Below are 14,603 nucleotides of genomic sequence, written 5' to 3'. Positions count from 1 at the left end.
ATTGCCGCACAACGGCGGCTTCAGGACTCGATCAGGATCAGCTTCGAGTTGATGACAAACCACGTGGCAAGCAGGGTGAAAGCGAGAAAACCGAGGGCGCTGAGCAGCGCCAGCCGCGCCGAGACCCGCGGCAGCACGTCGCGCAGGCTGGGCACCGCGGCGAAGCATTGCAGCGCCCCGGCCGCCATGCCGGCGGCCGCGCCGCCGAACAGCGGCAGGTAGAGGGCGTAGCCGCGGTAGTCGTATTCCGGCTTGAGGATGCAGAACGGGCAATGATGGTGCGGATGCTCGTAGATGTAGAGCGAGACGAAGGAAATCACGCCGGAAAGGGCGATGGCGAAGCCGGCGGCGGCGGCGATGCCGAGCCAGCCGCCGTCGAGCCGGCCGCGCCGACGCCAGTGCAGCAAGCCGCTGGCGACGGCGACGCCCATCCCGACGTAGAACAGCCACAGCGCGGCGCGCGGTTCGAGGCTGGAGACTTCGGCGCTCAGGGTTGCCGCTTCCTCGGAAAACAGGCTGCCGCAGCAGGAGGTGATGACGTTGGCGCGCAAGCCGGAGAAATAGCGGTACTGCAGCCACAGGTTGAGCGCCAGCAGCGGCAGCAGCAGGAGCAGCAGGCCGTACTTGGCGCGCACCAGCGGATAGTCGCGCGCCAGGTTGTCGACATGGTTGATCGCCAGCCAGACCAGGGCACTGAAGAAAACCAGCATCTGCACGATCAGCGCCGGAAAGCCCCATTCGTTGACGTTGAGCGTGCCGACCGCGCACATCGCGCCGACGAACATCACCGCCAGGCGGTCGGCGTTGAACACGAAGAGCAGCAGCGCGGCGAGCTGGATCGCCATGACGAAGGAAACCAGCGTCGAGAACAGGTAGGTGCGTCGTTCGAGTTCCAACTGGCGCGCCGCACCGCTGCCGATGTCCCACTCGCGCAGCACCGCCCAGGCGAAAGGCGCGGCGGCAGCCAGCATCAGCACGGCGACGCCGGCGGCGAGCAGGAGGGCAATGATGGCGGGCTGGAACAGCATCGGCGCTCAGCCCTCGAGCAGTTTGCCGTCGCGCATCGCGACGACGCGATGGACGGCGGCAGATTCGACCACCAGCGGGTCGTGGCTGGTCAGCAGGACGGTCTTGCCGGCCGCCGTGAAGCCGGCCAGCAGGTTCATGAATTCGCCGGCCAGCGCACTGTCCAGGTTGGCGGTCGGCTCGTCGGCGATGATCACCTCGGGGTCGTTGATCAGCGCGCGGGCGATCGCCACCCGCTGCTGCTCGCCGCCGGACAGCCATTCGACCTTGGCCTGGGCGCGTTGCGTCAGTTGCAACTGGTCGAGGAGTGCCATCGCCGCCGTCACCAGCTGGGCACGCGGGCGCCCGGTCGGCAGCGCCGGCAGGATGATGTTCTCCAGCGCCGACAGGCCGCGGATCAGGTTGAACTGCTGGAAGACGAAGCCGAAGCTGCGCCGCCGGATCTCGGTCAGGAAGCGTTCCGGCAGCCCGGAAACGTCCTCGCCGCGCAGGCGTACCCGGCCGCTGGTCGGCCGCGCCAGGCAGCCGACGATGGTCAGCAGCGTCGTCTTGCCGGAGCCGCTGGGACCCCGAAAAGCCGTCACCTTGCCGGCCTCGATGCTGAGGTCGATGCCCTGCAGGGCCCAGTATTCGTTGTGCTGGCCCTGGTTGAAGGCCTTGTGGACGGCGGAGATTTCTATCAACCTGGGTTCCTCGGTTGGACGGGGTTGTTGGTGCGTCCGGACGGGATGCATGACGCGAAGCGACGACGCAGCAGGCTGATGCCTGCAAGGAGGAGCGACAAAGTCAGGCGCCCGTCCGGGCGTGCCAGCAGCCCCGTAGCGGCCTCATCCGCCGGGTAAGCGCCGGCCGTGCCGGGATGTCTGGCAAACACGGGGCGCTTCGGGAGAAGCAAGCGGTCAACTGAGGAAACCAGGTTCATCGCATTACGAGATCGGGGTCGGTGATGGCCGCCCGCCAGATCGGCACCAGGACGGCGGCCGTATAGGGGAAGACCGTGAAGAAGAACAGGGTGGCGACCTGCAGGCCGTCAACGGCGGGGAGCTGCGCGAATTCCGGGTAAACCACCGACCAGCCCTTGAGTACCGGCGCGAACAAGGGCGCGCCGAAATGGAAGACATGCACCCAGGCTGCAAGGAAACCGGCGGTAAAGGCCGTCAGCGACAGCAGCAGGCTTTCCCAGACCTTCATCCGGATCACGTCGCTGGTTTCCCAGCCGATCGCCTTGAGGATGCCGATTTCGCGCTTTTCCTCGGCCGACAGCCCGGCCGCCTTTGCCCAGGCGAACATGGCGAAGGCGAGGATGGCGCCGGCCAGCACGGTGAGCAGCACGCCTTCGCGCCAGTCGAAGATGTGCTCGTAGGTGCGCAACATCTCGTCGCGCAGGATCGGCCGCGCGTCGGGCAGCGCCGCCGCCAGCTTGCTGGCGACGTTGGCGACTTCCAGCGGATTGCGCACCGCCAGCGCGATATCGGTGTAATGCCCGGCCGGGTAGCCGAAGAAGGTGCGGAAATCGGCTTCCGCGAGCAGCACCAGAGTTGCCGACTGGAGTCCGGAATCCGGCGTCAGCAGGCTGGCGACGCGCAAGGGATAGGGCTGCCCGCGATAATCCGCGAAGGCCAGCGTGTCGCCGGGCTGCCAGCCGTGCGCCGCCGCCAGCCCGGCGCCGAGCATGACGCTGCCGACCGCCACTTCCGCCTCGGGACGCGCCATGAAGACGAGCTGGCTGGCGGACTGCGGGTCGCGATAGTAAGCCCAAAGCCGGGCTTCCTTCTTCTGGACCCCGCGCACCCGGCCGATCCTTTCGAGATACCCGGGCGGAATCAGGTCGTGACGGCCGGCGACCATGCGCTGCAGGACGACTTCCGGCGAGCCGGCGAGCACCAGGGCGGCTTCGCTGCGCAGCGCACTGGCAAACAGGCTCAGCGACGCCAGCACGAAGACCAGCAGCGTATAGACGACGAACAGGCCGAGATTGCGCACCTTGCGCCGGGCCAGCGAAGCCAGCGTGAAATCGATCAGATGCAGTTGCCGGTCAAACCAGGAACGCATCAGCGGCACGTCGCGGAAAAGTGGCGCGCCATGTCACAGGTAGCGGCGCACGACGGCGACGACCTGTTCCGGCGCGCTGCCGAAATTGAGCGTGGACACCAGCTTGCCCTCGGCATCGACGACGTAGGTCGCCGTCGTGTGGTCGATGGCATAGCTGCCATCGGGCTGTAGCGGTCCTTTGCGATAGCTCGCCCCAAACTGGCGCAGGACCGCCGCCACTTCCTCGGGCGAGCCGCTGACGCCGCGCAAAGCCGGGTGGAAGAAGGTCGCGTATTGCGCCAGATGGGCCAGGCTGTCGCGTTCCGGATCGACGGAAATCATCACCATGCGCACGCGCGCGCGCTCCTCGGCGGTCAGCAGGCCGAGCGCCTGGGCACCGGTCGACAAGGTCGTCGGACAGATGTCGGGACAACTGGTATAGCCGAAATAGACCAGCAGCACCTTGCCGCGCAGGGTTTTCGTATCGAAGGGGCCATCGACCGCGTGCAGGATGAAATCGCCGCCCGCCGGCAACTTGCTGGCCGGCGCGTTGCGATCGACGAGGAACAGGGCGGCGGCGAGCAGAAGCGCCAACGCAGCGGCAACGCCGAACAGGAGATGATGAAGTTTCATGCGCCCCGATCCTGAACGGACGAGCCGGGCTGGCGCGGCCACCGGCTAGGCCCGCCGGCCAGTTGGAAAAGTGAAAACATGGCCGCGATGGTAACGACTCCCCGAGGGCAGATGATGCGACAAATTGTCGCACGCGAATTCACCAGAAATGCGCGCTGCGCCGTCTCATTCGCCGCCGCCGGGCGCCGGCTGGGCGGCCGGAAGCGCGCCGAAGCGCGTCACCAGGGTGAACACCGCGAGATTGAGCAGGGTACCAACGACAAAGCCCTGGATCTGACCGGGACTCTGCAAGACGTACTGCCAGACCAGGGTGCCGGCGACCCCGGCCACCACCGCCGCATAGAAGGCGGCCGGCGTCGTGCGCCAGCCCATCAGCACGGCCACCAGCGGCACCAGGATCGAAGGCGCCCAATAGTCGTAGGCCGCCACCAGGATATCCAGCACGTTGGGAATCAGCAGGGCGAACAACAGGGCGAGCACCCCGGTCAGCAGGTTGCCCAGGCGGGCGATGTTGAGCGCCTGCCGTTCGTCGAGCGGCGTCCGCCGCAACGGGCGCGTCACATCCTGGACCAGGGCCACCGACGAGGCGTTCAGGAAGGAATCGGCCGACGACATGACGATCGACAGGACCCCGGCGATGATCAGCCCGGCCAGGCCGACCGGCACCACCCGCCGCACCACTTCCGGCAGCGCCAGGTTGGCCTGCAGGCCGGGATCGAGTTGCAGCGCCACCAGACCGATGGCGCCGGCGATCAGGAAGAAGGGCACGGAAACGACGGCGCTCCAGAAATTGCCCTTGGCGGTATCCGACGCGCTACGGCCCAGCAGCAGACGCTGCAGATAGGGCGGGACGAGGGTTTCCCCGAACATGAAGACGAGGAACAGGGACAGGAAGGACAGCAGCGACCGCTGTTCGCCGATGATTTCCAGATGGGAAGCCGGAATGCCTGCGACAAAGGCCGCCCAGCCCCCGACTTCGGCCACCCCGAAAATGAACACCAGGGGAATGCCGATCATGATCAGCCAGAATTGCAGGATGTCGGTCCGGACCACGGCCGCCATGCCGCCCAGCGTCGAATAGAAGAAGACGATGCCGGCGCCGATCAGGATGCCGAGCAAGGGCGGAAAGCCGAGGAAGACCTTGAAGATGGCGCCCATGGCGCCAATCTGCGCACCGAGGATGCCGGCGCAGATGAGCATCGAGAAGATGCCGGTGATGACCCTGGCCCGCCGCCCGTAGGCCGGCTCCATCAGGTCGCCGACCGAGATGGCGCCGGGGAAGCGGTGCATGCGCGGGGCGACGAAGCAGGCGACGAGCATGATCTGCAGGCTGAACCCCATCAGCGCCAGGGGATAGGCCAGGCCGCTGGAAAAAACCTTGGCCGCGTTGCCGGTGGAAAAGCCGCCGCCGATGAAGGATGCGGAAAGCGTGCAGAAGATGGCGAGCCAGCCGTAGTTGCCGTGCGACACGGCGAACTCGCGGAAACTGCCGAGCTTGCGGCTGGCATAACCCATGTACAGCACGGTGGACAGGTAGGCCAGGATGATCAGGTGATCGAGCATGACGGAGCTTTCGTTGCGTGACGATGGGATAGGAGATCAGCCGCGCCCACGTAAGCCTTGCGCCTCCTGAGGGTTCGTGGCCGCGGCGCGCCCGCGCCGGCATGTGCCCTTGTCATCAACCCCGGAAAATCGCACAAACCCGACCGCCTGGCAACCGCCGATTCCCCGATCAGCGCATAACTTGGCGCTTTTTCCGGCGATGGAGACGGCCGCTCGGCGTTGCGCATCGTGCAACCCACGCGCCGAGGCTCACTCCCGCCAGTGTTCCGCGACCCAGGGCACGGGCCGCAGATAGCGTTTCAGGTGACGGCCGAGCGGCTGCCCGCGCTGCGCGTCGAACAGGCCGGCCAGGTGGGTCAGCGGCGGCGCATGCGCGACGACTTCCGACCAGCGGCCGGCGATCGCGTCCGCCGGGTCGGGTTTGCCGGGGAACATGACGATGCGCGCATCGCGCGGCAGGCGCGCCGGGCGCAGGTAGCGCAGCGGCCACGGGCCGAGGCAGTCGAGGCGGAAATGGCGCACCCAGGCGGACGGAAAAAATCCGACCCCGCCGCGCACGCGCTTGGTCACGTAACGCTGCTCGAACTGGTATTGCCCGGCCAAGCCTTCCGGGTCGGCGCGGAACTCGTCGAGCAGGTAGGCGTGGCCGCCGATCGGGAAACGGAAGACCGAAGTCTGGCCCAGGCGTTCGAGCGGCTTGATCCAGTTGCGGGCGAGGATCACCTCGTCGGGCCGGCCGACGGCAAACAGTTCGTCGAGCGGGCCGGTGATCACCACGTCGAGATCGAGGAACAGCGCGGTGCCGCGCAGGCCGGCGAGATCGGCGTTCCACAACGCGAGCTTGCGGAACTTGCCGGGCGCGTTGGTCGGCACCGGACAACCGAGGTCGGGCAGGTCGTGGCAGATCACTTCGGGCCGGATGCCGCGCCGGTCGTCGGTGAAGCAGACGAAATCGAAGGGCGGCGTGAGCTGGCGCGCCACCATGCCATACAGGCGATTGACGTATTCCGGGCCGTAGCGCGTGCCCCACTTGATGCACAGGACTTTCTTTTCGTTCATGACCAACCTCTTCTGGAATCCGGCCGCCCTGCCACCACCTTGCCGCCTGCCGTCAGCGCCAGGTGCAGGATGCGCGCCGGCGTCTTCAGCAGTTCGAGCAGCGCGTAGCGGTAGGCGGCCAGGCATTGCGGGCGCAGGCGGATGGCCTGCAGATGGCGCGCGTAGCGCGAATGGATTTCGCGCCAGCTTTGCGGATGGCGCGTATTGGTCCGCGTGATGCCGTCGTCCAGGTAGCGGATGCGGCGGCTCGCGAAGGGGTAGGCCCAGGGCTGCGTGCGCGCCGCCAGCAGCTGGAAGAAATGCCAGGTTTCGACGCGCAGGAGATCGTCGAAACGGATGCCGGCCAGCCGCTCGAGGGCGATCACGTGGGTCTTGTCGCCGCGCAGGCGACGGCCGTAAACGTAGTCGGCAAACCAGTCCACCCGCCCTTCCGCCGCGATCTCGCACTGTCCGGGCTTGCTGTCGCCGCAGGTGTTGGAGATCAGCCAGCCGGCCTCGGGATGCGCCGCCAGCATCGCCGCCGCGACTTCCAGCGCGCGCGGTTCGAGGCGGTCCTCGTCGTCCATGAAGACGATGTGGTCGCAGCCTTCGCGCCAGGCGCGGTCGATGCACAGGTTGCGCGCGCGGTTCGGGCCGCCGTTGCGGTCGACGCGCATCATGCGCAGGCGCCGGTCGACGAGCCAGGGCTGGAGCGGCGCGTAATCGACGCGCGAGGCATCGTCGCAGATCAGCATCTTCCAGTGCGGATAGGTCTGCGCGTGCAACGAGCGGATCGCTTCGATCAGGTAGGCCGGCCGGTTGTAGGTCGGTACGACGACGCCGAAAACCGGTGTTTTTTCCGTCGCTGCCGGGCTGAGCGCGAGCAGCCGGGCGGTCGCGCGGGCCAGCGCGACACTGCGGTCGACGGCCGGCAAGGCGAAATTTTCCGGCGCGATCTCCGGCCCGCCAAGCAGCGCGACGAGGTCGCCGAACGCCACCTCGCGCAGGCTGCGCTCGTACCCCGCCTGCTGCAGCGCGCGGTCGATCACCGGCGCCGGCACGACGCGACGCGGGCGCAGCGCGATGGCCGGCTTGCCGGCAGCGACCGCCTCGCTGAGCATGCTCAGGCTGTCGCGCGTCACCAGCACGCAATCGGCCGCATCGAGAAAGGCGGGCAGCAGGCGTTCCGGCGCGGCATGCCACCACACGGCACGAGGCAGCCAGTCGGCCCGGATTTCGCGGCGCAGGCGGGCCTCGACCGCGGGCGGCGTGCGCCGCGACGTGCTCAGCAGCCAGCGCCAGCCCTGTTCGCCGAGTTGGTTGACGGCGTCGATCAACTGCGTCCAGTCGTCCGCCGTGTAGCGATGGCTGCGCGAATCGCCACCGATCAGCAAGGCCGCCAGGCGCTCGCCACCGCCGCTGCTGCAGGCGGCGCGCAGTTCGGCGCCGGCGCCGGCAATCTCGTTGGCACCGATGTCGGTGAGCAGCAGGCCGCTGGCGATGCTGCGCGGGTGGCCGGGCAGGCGTTGCGGACTGAGCACGACGTCACACCAGCGCGCCGGCAGCGGCGCCGGATCGCCGCAATAGACCAGCCGGGCGCCCGTCCGCCGGGCCAGGCTGACCGCGTAGTGGAAACCGCGACCGCCGCTGACGACGATCACCCCGGCCGGCGGTGGCGGCTCGGCGGGCAGCTGGTAGGCCAGGCGCAGCAGGCGGTCGGGCAGGCCACGCCGGGCCAGCGTGCCGGCCAGACGCAACAGCGGACGCAGGAAACCGCGCAGGGTCAGGCGGACCCGGTATTCGACCAGATCGGCCCGGCAATGCGCGGCCAGCGCCCGGGCCAGGCCGCGCGACTGCACCAGATGGCCGGGGCTGCCTTCGTCGATGACCAGGATGCGCCGCAGTTCAGTCAAGCGGCCGCTCCGCGAGTGCCGCCTCGGCGCCCGCCCAGGCTTCGCCGATCCACGGCGCCGGGCGGATGAACTTGTAGCTCTTCTTCCAGGCCGGCGCCGGCCAGCGGCCGTTGACCGCCTCGTGCGGGTTGGGCACGCCGGGGAAAGCGACCACCCGCGCCTCCGCCGGGCGCTTCGGCGTCTGCCAGAAGCGCAGCGGCCAGGGCGGCACGCAGTGCGTCTTGAACAGCACGCACCAGGCGTCGGGCCAGAAGACCAGTTCGCGCACGGTGCGCGAGATGTAGGTCTGCGAGTTGCGGAAAGTGGCGAGGATCGCGTCCTGCTCGGCGAGCAGGCGGCTCAACAGGTATTCGTCGGCGCCGACGGTGAAGCGGTAGACCGAGGTGTTGCCGATGTTGCGCCCGGGCTGCGTCCAGTTGCGCATGACGATGAAGCTCTTCTCCGGCTGGTAGGTGAAGAAGTCGTCGAGGCTGCCGAGGATCACCACGTCGAGATCGAGGAACAGCCACTGGCCGCTGAAACCGAACAGTTGTTCGCTGGCGGCGTAGGTCGTCAGCTTGCGCCAGCCGCGCCGGTTGTACGGCGCCGGCAAGGCGATTTCCGGGCAATCGTGGCATTCGACCTCGGGCCGGATGCCGGCGCGCTCGTCGGTCAGACAGACGAAGCGCAATGGCCCCTCAACGTTGGCGCGCACCATCGCGTACAGCCGGTTGACGTATTCCGGGCCGTAAAGCTGGCCCCATTTCATGCAGATGACCTGTTTCAACTTGCCTGCCTTTTTCGAGAGGGGCTCACACCCAGTGACGAGCGACGAAGGACGCCCGCTTCCACAAACCATAGGCGCGCCACGCCACGTCCGCCGGATCGGGCTTGCCGTGGAAGACGACGATGGCCGCCGTCGCCGGCAACGGCGTGTCGAGCCAGCCCGGCGCGCGCAGCCCGAGCCGCTCGCCGCCCAGCTTGGCAAGCCAGGGGAAGGCGCGCGAGTCGAGGCTCTTCTTGTACGAGACGATCTTCTCCGCCGGCCAGTTGGCGGCCTCCGGCAGGCATTCGTAAATCCACTCCTGGTCGCCGTTGCAGCTCGCCATGACGCCGTCGGGATCGGCCTGGAAACGCTCCCAGACTTCAGGGTGGGCACCGACCGTGAAGCGCATCACCGAGCTGTTCCACATCGGGTTGCGCGACCAGTTGCGCAGGATGAGGAAATCGCCCGGCTGGTCGGCGAGGAAATCGATGTTGCCGACGATCACCAGGTCGAGGTCGAGATAGAGCATGGGCCCGGAGAGGCCGTGGAACTGCGGCGCGAACAGCGAGAGCTTGTACCACCAGCCGCTCAGCCCCGGCTGGCAGTCGAGCGGCAGCACGACGATGGCCGGATCAAGCCCCTGCGGATACTCGGTCAGGCAATGGAAACGGAACGGCCGCTGCAGGTGACGGGCGAGCATGCGGTACAGGCGATTGACGTATTCCGGCCCGTATTTCGTCCCCCATTTCAGGCAGACGACGTTGAGCGGTGTCTCACAGGCGGCCATCGACAGCCTCGCGCGGGAACAGGTGCTTGACGTCGTAGATCACCGCCTGCGGCCGGCACAGCGCGCGGATCGCGGCGATGCCCAGGGCCGCGAACTGGCGGTGGGCGACGGCGACGACCACCGCATCGTAGGGGCCAGCGGGCTGCCCGACCGGCGTGATGCCGTATTCCGCCTGCGCCTCTTCGGCATCGACCCAGGGGTCGTAGACATCGACCACGGCGTTGAGCCCGGCCAAGGTACGGACGATGTCGACCACCTTGGTGTTGCGCAGGTCCGGGCAGTTTTCCTTGAAGCTGAGGCCGAGCACCAGGACGCGCGCGCCGACCACGTTGATCCGCCGGCGCAGCATCAGGCGCACGACGCTCTCGGCGACGTGGGTGCCCATGCCGTCGTTGATGCGGCGACCGGCGAGGATCACCTGTGGGTGGTAGCCGACGGCTTCGGCCTTGTGCGTCAGGTAATAGGGATCGACGCCGATGCAATGGCCGCCGACCAGGCCGGGGCGGAAAGGCAGGAAATTCCACTTGGTGCCGGCGGCGCGCAGCACCGCCTCGGTGTCGATGTCGAGGCGGTTGAAGATCAGCGCCAGTTCGTTGACCAGCGCGATGTTGATGTCGCGCTGCGTGTTCTCGATCACCTTCGCCGCCTCGGCGACGCGGATGCTGTCGACGCGGTGCGTGCCGGCGCTGACGATGCTGGCGTAGAGGGCATCGACGTAAGCGGCGGCAGCCGGCGTCGAACCGGCGGTGACCTTGATCGTGTTGGTCAGCCGGTGCTGCTTGTCGCCGGGGTTGATGCGCTCCGGGCTGTAGCCGGCGTAGAAATCGCGGTTATAGACCAGCCCGGAGACGCGCTCGATGGCCGGGATGCAGACTTCCTCGGTGGCGCCGGGATAGACGGTCGATTCGTAGATGACCACGGCGCCGGGCGCGATGACCGCGCCGATCGCCTCGCTGGCGCGCAGCAGCGGCCCCATGTCGGGCCGGTTGCTGGCGTCGACCGGGGTCGGCACGGTGACGATATAGGTATTGCAGTCGCGCAGCGCTACCGCGTCGCAGGAAAAGCGCAATCGCGTCGCCTGCTTCAGTTCGTCGGCGGTCATTTCCAGCGTGCGGTCGTGCGCCTCGGTCAGTTCGGCGACCCGGCGCGGGCAGATGTCGAAACCGAGCGACGGCAGGCGGCGCCCGAACTCGACGGCCAGCGGCAGACCGACGTAGCCGAGGCCGATGATGGCGATGCGGGCGTCAGCGAGCGTAAGCAAGTTGCCCGCCTTTCTCGCGCGCGGCGACCAGTTCCCGGTAAGTCGCCAGGGTGTCTTGCAGCATGTGTTGCAGCTCCAGTGAGTCCGGCAGCGGCGCCGGACGGGGATCGCCGGCGAGAACGCGCCGGCAGGTTTCGATCAGTTCGTCGCGCTCGCCCGGGGCCACCCGGCCGGCCGGAAACATCGCCGCCAGCAGTTCGGCAACGCCGCCGTGCGCGTAGGCGACGACCGGCACGCCCAGCGCCAGCGCTTCCAGCACCGTGCGCCCGAAGGCTTCCGGCTGCGTGGACAGCGACAGCACCAGGGCGCTGACGCTGAAGATCTCGCGCAGGTCGCCCCGGTGGCCGGTGAACGTGAGGTGATCGGCAACGCCCTGCGCTTTAGCCGCCGCCTGCAGCTCGACCAGGTAAGGCAAGTGGCGGGCGTCGGCCTCGCCGACGATGACGCCGTGGATGTCCGGGTGGCTGGCCTTGAGCGCGGCAATCAGCGCGATGAAGTCGTGGTGCCCCTTGAGCCGCGTGATGCGGCCGGCGAGCACGAGCAGGCGCTTGCCAACGAACTGCGGCCAGACCGCCCGCCAGTCGTCCAGCCACTGCGGCGACGGCCGGTAAGCCGGGCGATAGAGCGCCGGATCAATGCCGCGCGGGATGACGCGCACGGTCGCCGGATCACAGGCCGGGTAATTGGCGCGCAGGTAGGCGGCAATCGAATCCGACACCGCGATCACTGCCTCGCCGCGCGTCATCACCGCGCTGTAGGCGCCGACCGAGTAATAGCCATGCACCGTCGTCACCAGGCGCGGCCGCGTCGCGGCCGGCATGCCGCGCCAGGCCAGCCGGCAGATCCACGCCGGCTGGCGGGAACGCACGTGCAGCACGTCGACCCGCTGTTCGGCGAGGAAGCGGCGCAGCGGGCCGACCAGGCGCAGGGTGAGCAGCGACTTGCGCCCGACCGGCCAGGCGAAATGCTCCGAGCCCTCGGCCAGCAGCCGGTCGACCAGGCGCCCGCCGGCCGACATGACCAGCGAACGATGGCCCTGGCGGACCAGGTGGTCCGCCACTTCCAGCGTGCCGCGTTCGACGCCGCCGCTTTCCAGCGCCGGCAGGACCTGCAGGACGGTCAGGCGTTGGGATACCAAAATTGCTTGATCCACTTCGCGCAACGCGCGGCTTCGTCGAGTTGTCCGTTCAGCCGGGGCAGCGACTGCCCGGCCTGCCAGTTCTGGAAACGCGTCACCCAACCGCTCTGCACCAGCCGTTCGAGACCGCGCACGACGCGGCTGGAGCGGCGCCGCGGCAGGTCGAAAACGCCGACGCCGGTGCCCGAGGTCAGCGCCTCATAGACCATCGACACGCTGTCCGGCGTCACCCAGACCTGGCCGGCGCAGCCCAGCACCTCGTGCAGCCAGCCCTGCGTGGTCCGCGCAAAGGGGACGACCTCGAGATTGGCATGCGCCAGCCCCTGCAAGCCGTCGAGCAGCGAGGCCGGCGTGCGCGGCGAGGTGGTCAGCGTCCACTGCACTTGCGGCATGGCGGCGACCAGCTTGCCGACCGCCGCCAGGATTTCGCCGTCCTGCCAGACGTAGTGGCGCGAAATGCCGCCGAGCAGGATCAGGCCGACGCTCGGATCGGCGGCGACCGAGCGCTGCATGGTGTTGAGCGCGCCCTGGGTGAGAATCACCTGCTTCGACGGCGCGACGCCGTCGTGCTGCGGGATCAGGCAGAGGTCGAAAAGTTGGCGCGGCAGGCTGGGCTTCATCAGCACCACCGTCTTGCCGCCGTAGGCGCGCTTGGCAGCCAGGATGTTGAGGTGGGTGGCGTGGCCGGCGCCGACGATCAGGTCGGGCGCCGGCAGCCCTTCACCCGGCGGAAAGCTGCCGCCGGCCAGATGGGCCAGCGCCGGCAGCGGCGACAGTGCGCGCAGTTCGATCTCGCGCACCGGCAACTGCTGGCGCAGCGCCTTGAGCAAGCCCCGAATCTGCTGCAGATGGCCGGGCTTGCCGTCGGTGATGGTCCAGATGACGTAGGGGCTGCTGTCGTCGTTCATGCCGTTTTGCTCCTGAGGATGTCCGGGCAGGACTCAGGAGCAAATTCTCGGCAATCTCGGTGACAAGGTCGTTAAGGCTGGATAACGCCCAGGTGACGGTCAGGTTGCAGGCACGCTCAGTGCGTGAACCAGCCGACCATCGGCACCACCGCCACCCCGGCGCCGATCAGCAGGCTCTGCCGGACGAAGCTCTCGCGCTGTTTGTGCAGCAGCGGGAAGATGTCGGCCAGGGCGACATAGATGAAGCTGGAAGCGGCGATCACCAGCACGTAGGGCAGCACGTAATCGGCAGTGGACAGCGCGAAGTAGGCAAGCCCGCCACCGAGCAGCGAACTCAGGCTGGAGCCGGCGTTGGCGACGAAGGCCTTGGCGTTGCTCCAACCGGCGTTGCGCAGCAGCACGAAATCGCCCATTTCCTGCGGCACCTCGTGGGCGATGATGGCCACCGTCGTCGTCACGCCGAGCATCGGGTCGGCGATGAAGGCGGCGGCGATCAACACGCCGTCGACGAAGTTGTGGAAGGCATCGCCGACCAGAATCAGCAGCGGCGCCGTCACCGTCGCGTGGTGCCCCTCGTGGTCGCTGCAATCGCCGTGCGAGTGGCGCCACAGGGCAAGGCGCTCAAGCGCGAAGAAGGCGAACAGCGTCGCCAGCATCAGCCCGAACAGCGTCGCCACCGGACCGCCGTGGTTGTGCCCCTCGTGCCCGTGCTCATCGTCGGCGGCAGCCTCGGCGGCGATCGCCGCCTGGTCGTCCGGCGCATGGTCGTGGCCGGCGTGGATGTCGACCGGCGGCAAGGAATTGAAGGCTTCCGGCAGGATGTGCAGGAAGGCCGACGACAACATGACGCCGGCAGCGAAGGCGACGAGGATCGCCGTCGATTGCCGCGACAGGCGGAACACCACCAGCGCCGCGGCGGCCATGCTGATCAGCCCGCCGGCGAGGCAGGCGACGAGGATCATGCTCAGGGTAGTCATTTCTTCTTTCCTTGTGGGACCTGATAGGGTTCGACCCGCTCGGCGGCGAGGCGGTAGGCATAGATACCCATGCTGCTGTCGCCGCCCTGCAGGGTGAGGGTGCCGCTGACCGAGAAGGTTTCCATGGTGCGCATGCCGCGCACCGGTTTGGCCGGCACCACCAGGATGACCTGGTTCGACGGTGGCGGCGGCACATGGACGCAGGCGCCGAAATACGGCACGAGCAGGAATTCGAGGACGTCGTCGCCCTTGCGTTCGAGCGGCACGACGAAGCCGGGGATGCGGATGCGCTGACCGTGCAGGCTGCGCTCGACCGGCGCCTTGTCCCATTCCTTGCGCACTTTGGCCAGCAGGTCGACGGCCTTGGGGTCGCCGTCCTGCAGCTTGTTCAGATCGACGCCCTTGAAGGCCGCCATCGGGTCCCAGTCGGCCGGCATCAGGTCGTCCCACATCAGGTCGCGGAAGCCCTTGACGCTGCCCTTGCCCGCCACCAGCCGCTCACCGACGCGGTAGTCGGCGGCCGGCAGGGTGAGCGGCAGAAACAGCAGGAAAAGCAGCAGGAAGCGTTGCATCGTGAGGTCTT

General features: G+C 68.0%; 14 protein-coding genes. All 14 read right to left on the bottom strand.

All coding sequences use genetic code 11. From position 1 onward, the window contains the following. Window positions 1-20: 20 nt before the first annotated feature. Complete coding sequence (locus AC0KWY_RS18820; RefSeq protein ID WP_474027014.1) at window positions 21-1,028, bottom strand: hypothetical protein; 1,008 nt, start codon at window positions 1,026-1,028, stop codon at window positions 21-23. Window positions 1,029-1,034: 6 nt separating this feature from the next. Then, window positions 1,035-1,709: an ABC transporter ATP-binding protein gene (locus AC0KWY_RS18815; RefSeq protein WP_474027013.1), complete on the bottom strand. Its 675-nt coding sequence runs from the start codon at window positions 1,707-1,709 to the stop codon at window positions 1,035-1,037. Window positions 1,710-1,944: 235 nt separating this feature from the next. Then, complete coding sequence (locus AC0KWY_RS18810) at window positions 1,945-3,078, bottom strand: ABC transporter permease (protein ID WP_474027012.1); 1,134 nt, start codon at window positions 3,076-3,078, stop codon at window positions 1,945-1,947. Window positions 3,079-3,111: 33 nt separating this feature from the next. Beyond that, a complete protein-coding gene (locus AC0KWY_RS18805) occupies window positions 3,112-3,690 on the bottom strand; it encodes an SCO family protein (protein ID WP_474027011.1) in 579 nt (192 codons plus the stop codon). Between the two features lie 165 nt (window positions 3,691-3,855). After that, window positions 3,856-5,253: a sodium:solute symporter family protein gene (locus AC0KWY_RS18800; protein WP_474027010.1), complete on the bottom strand. Its 1,398-nt coding sequence runs from the start codon at window positions 5,251-5,253 to the stop codon at window positions 3,856-3,858. A 249-nt stretch (window positions 5,254-5,502) separates the two neighbouring features. Then, window positions 5,503-6,312, bottom strand: coding sequence for a hypothetical protein (locus AC0KWY_RS18795; protein ID WP_474027009.1), 810 nt, complete (start codon window positions 6,310-6,312; stop codon window positions 5,503-5,505). After that, window positions 6,309-8,204 carry an ELM1/GtrOC1 family putative glycosyltransferase gene (locus AC0KWY_RS18790; RefSeq protein ID WP_474027008.1) on the bottom strand — a complete coding sequence of 632 codons (1,896 nt, stop codon included), beginning with the start codon at window positions 8,202-8,204 and terminating at the stop codon, window positions 6,309-6,311. The genes AC0KWY_RS18795 and AC0KWY_RS18790 overlap by 4 nt, the downstream gene beginning before the upstream one ends. Next, a complete protein-coding gene (locus tag AC0KWY_RS18785) occupies window positions 8,197-8,952 on the bottom strand; it encodes a hypothetical protein (protein ID WP_474027007.1) in 756 nt (251 codons plus the stop codon). Before AC0KWY_RS18785 ends, AC0KWY_RS18790 begins: the two co-directional genes overlap by 8 nt. Window positions 8,953-8,995: 43 nt before the next feature. Beyond that, window positions 8,996-9,736 carry a hypothetical protein gene (locus AC0KWY_RS18780; protein ID WP_474027006.1) on the bottom strand — a complete coding sequence of 247 codons (741 nt, stop codon included), beginning with the start codon at window positions 9,734-9,736 and terminating at the stop codon, window positions 8,996-8,998. Next, on the bottom strand, window positions 9,723-10,997 hold the full coding sequence (tviB, locus tag AC0KWY_RS18775) for a Vi polysaccharide biosynthesis UDP-N-acetylglucosamine C-6 dehydrogenase TviB (RefSeq protein ID WP_474027005.1): 1,275 nt from the start codon (window positions 10,995-10,997) through the stop codon (window positions 9,723-9,725). The genes AC0KWY_RS18780 and tviB overlap by 14 nt, the downstream gene beginning before the upstream one ends. After that, window positions 10,981-12,135 carry a glycosyltransferase family 4 protein gene (locus tag AC0KWY_RS18770; RefSeq protein WP_474027004.1) on the bottom strand — a complete coding sequence of 385 codons (1,155 nt, stop codon included), beginning with the start codon at window positions 12,133-12,135 and terminating at the stop codon, window positions 10,981-10,983. The genes tviB and AC0KWY_RS18770 overlap by 17 nt, the downstream gene beginning before the upstream one ends. Next, entirely contained in the window at window positions 12,117-13,043 is a 927-nt protein-coding gene (locus tag AC0KWY_RS18765; RefSeq protein ID WP_474027003.1) for a mitochondrial fission ELM1 family protein, read from the bottom strand. Before AC0KWY_RS18765 ends, AC0KWY_RS18770 begins: the two co-directional genes overlap by 19 nt. A gap of 116 nt (window positions 13,044-13,159) precedes the next feature. Continuing rightward, entirely contained in the window at window positions 13,160-14,020 is an 861-nt protein-coding gene (locus AC0KWY_RS18760; RefSeq protein WP_474027002.1) for a ZIP family metal transporter, read from the bottom strand. Next, window positions 14,017-14,592: a DUF3299 domain-containing protein gene (locus AC0KWY_RS18755; protein ID WP_474027001.1), complete on the bottom strand. Its 576-nt coding sequence runs from the start codon at window positions 14,590-14,592 to the stop codon at window positions 14,017-14,019. Before AC0KWY_RS18755 ends, AC0KWY_RS18760 begins: the two co-directional genes overlap by 4 nt. Window positions 14,593-14,603: the final 11 nt, after the last annotated feature.

The sequence above is a fragment of the Azonexus sp. MM2026_4 genome (genome assembly GCF_055901855.1).
This window is presented reverse-complemented; position numbering and strand designations above follow the sequence as displayed.